Annotated in this window: 1 protein-coding gene; it reads left to right on the top strand. The window is 61.1% G+C overall.

Features of this window, described 5'->3' with window-relative positions:
- A partial coding sequence (locus LJE91_14575) for an SUMF1/EgtB/PvdO family nonheme iron enzyme (GenBank protein ID MCG6869905.1) occupies positions 1-3,034 on the top strand: 3,034 nt, incomplete at both ends.

Below are 3,034 nucleotides of genomic sequence, written 5' to 3'. Positions count from 1 at the left end.
TCTCAGACTCATCTTGTGGGAAGACTTTCTCGATGTCGTTTCCCGGACACGACTCCAGGACGAGTACAACAAGGCCATACGCGAGTGCGATGTCTTCGTCATGCTGTTTTTCAGCAAGGTAGGAAAGTACACCGAAGAGGAATTCGAAACCGCATTCGGCCAGTTCCAGGCGACCAACAGGCCTTTTATCTTCACCTATTTCAAGGATGCGGAGAACAGCAACCGTAGCACTGGCAACATCGATTCGATAAGCCTGCGGGCCTTCCAGGAGAAGCTGGATGCCCTGGGACATTTCTACACCCGCTATACGAATATCGACCAGCTCAAGCTTCATTTCAGTAGGCAGCTCGACAAGCTGGTCGAAAGCGGGTTTATCGAATTCAGGCCGAACGAGGATGAGAACGCCTCACTCGGCAACACCACCTACACCGCGACTCTTGTCGGCAACGGCGCCATCGCGCAGGGCGCTGGAACAGCGGTCGGCGCTCGTGGTGTCTCTGTCGGCGGCAAGAATACCGGCAACATCAGCACCGGGACACAGACGAATACGACGCAGGGTGGCGCGGTGGTGCAGGGTTCTGTCGAGGTCGGTGGCCACTTTATCGGGCGCGATTTCATCCAGACCGTCACTCAGGTAGTCCACAGTAACGAGGACCCCGATGAGGCCAAGTCGGTCATCGCGCACTACCTGTATGCGCTTGCCAACGATCTCACCGGCCTCAAGCTGGGTGAGATTGATGTGGCCGCCAAGGAGACGAGTCGGGAGCCCCTACAACTCGCCGATGTTTACGTACCGCTCGATATCCACCTGCACATACCGGAGGATATGACCCTGGAAGAGTGGCTATCGAGTCGTCGAGGCACCGAGCACCGTGCCCTGGACAGGCAGCAAGAAACTCGGCGTGTCGGCGCGCTTGAGGCGCTGGCCGCGCATAAGCAACTCACCCTGCTTGGCAAACCCGGTAGCGGCAAGAGCACCTTCGGCACGAACATCCTGTTGACGCTGGCCCAGGGCTGGCAGGGCCATCATGAAGAACTGGCAAGACTGGGCGAGAGCTGGGAGCATGACGCACCACTGCCTATCCGCGTCATCCTGCGCCGCTTTGCCGAACAGCTTCCACCCGGCGACGCGCCGGTACGGGCTGGCGACCTATGGACATTCATCAGGCGGGACCTGAGTGCCAGCGGCTATGGGTTGTCTGACGAGGCGATAAAATATGTCCAACGCATCGTGCGCAGTCACGGTGCGCTGATGCTGCTGGATGGCCTGGACGAATGCGGCCACAGCACCACCCGCAAGCGAGTGCTCGACGCAGTCCAGGAGGTCATGCGCACCGCAGGGCCGAAGTGTCGCTTCCTGCTGACCGCGAGGCCCTATGCCTGGCCTGATGGTCCGAACCCCTCACAGGGCGTGTATTCGTTGGCCGACCTCGATGACGAGCAGATCGAGCAGTTCATACGCGCCTGGTATTCGGCCCTCGAAAACCGTAAATGGCTTTCACCGCAGGAAGCGGAAAGCAAAACGGTTGATCTCCTAGAGGCCCGCCACCGATACGACCTGCTGCCGCTGACCCGAAACCCGCTGCTGCTGACGCTGACGGCGACGCTACACGCGAATCGGGGCCGCCTGCCGGAAGACCGGGCCGATCTCTACAACGAATCGGTGGACCTGCTGATGCTGCGCTGGAACCGCCAGATTGGCGCAGACAAGGCGTTGCTCGACGAATTGGAGATTCCGACACTAAAACTCTCGGATCTGCGCGAAGTGCTGGAAGAATTGGCATTCAAGGTGCATGAGGAGAATGTCGAACAGGGTGAAGGCGCGGATTTGGCTCAGACTCGCGTGGCCGAGACGCAAGTCGATGGCACGGCCGACATCGGTGAGGACCGATTAGTGCGCGCCTTTCGGCCTTTGTTGAACGATAGTCGGGACAAGGCCGCGGTGGTCGTCGACTATATCGAAAAGCGCGCTGGCCTGTTGATCGGCCAGGGCGAGAGAGCGGGCGAGCGGCAGTTCACATTTCCGCATCGCACCTTTCAGGAGTTTCTTGCCGCGAGCTATCTCGCCGCGCAGGACGATTTCCCAGCCGAGTGCGCCCGGCTGGCGAGAACGGCGCCGGGCCAATGGCAGGTGGTACTGCCCCTGGCGGCCCGGATGGCCAAGGCCGAACGTGGTGCCAGCGCGGCTGATGAACTGGTCAACAGTAGGTCCATCACGGACGCTCGTGCGGACCGGCAACCTGACGCCGGCGATTGGACCTGCGCGCTACTGGCGGGGATGCAGTTAATCGAGATTGGTGTGGGCGCCATCAAGAAGCGGGAGCGCACGCAGGCGATTGCTGCGAGAGTGGCCGACTGGTTAGCCACTTCCCTGTCTAGGCATCCGGACGAAGGTGGGTTAACGGCCGCTCAACGCGCTCAGGCCGGTGACGTCCTGGTGGCGCTCGGTGACCCCCGCTTCGACCCCCTGCGCTGCTACCTGCCGGCCGACGACAGCCTCGGTTTCGTACGCATTCCCGCCGACACCGATTTCAGGATCGGCACCCGGAAATCGGATGTGAAGCGGGTTACAGACATCATCGGAACCGATGTGCCCGATGACGAGATCAACGACATTGTCACCCCGACGCGGGAGTTCTACATCGCCCGCTATCCGGTCACCGTGGCGCAGTTCAGGACATTCGTCGAGACGACGGGTTTCTCGGTCGTCGACACCGATGCATTGCGTGATCCGGACAGCCGACCTGTGCGCTATGTGAGCTGGCACGAGGCCCTGGCCTATTGCGATTGGTTGAACGGAGTCCTCTGCGACCCACAGCTGCCCGATGACATCGAGATGGCCCGCCTCGTGCGCGAGCATGGATGGCGTGTTGCCTTACCCAGTGAACTGGAGTGGGAGAAGGCGGCGCGGGGCGGCCTGCGGCATACCGTCTTCTCGTGGGGCGATGCACCCGACGGGAATCGGGCGAACTACAGCGAGTCCGAGATCGGTGACACCTCGGTGGTCGGCTGCTTTCCGTGCAACGGGTTCGGT

The sequence above is a fragment of the Gammaproteobacteria bacterium genome (genome assembly GCA_022340215.1).
Lineage (GTDB): Bacteria > Pseudomonadota > Gammaproteobacteria > JAJDOJ01 > JAJDOJ01 > JAJDOJ01.
This window is presented reverse-complemented; position numbering and strand designations above follow the sequence as displayed.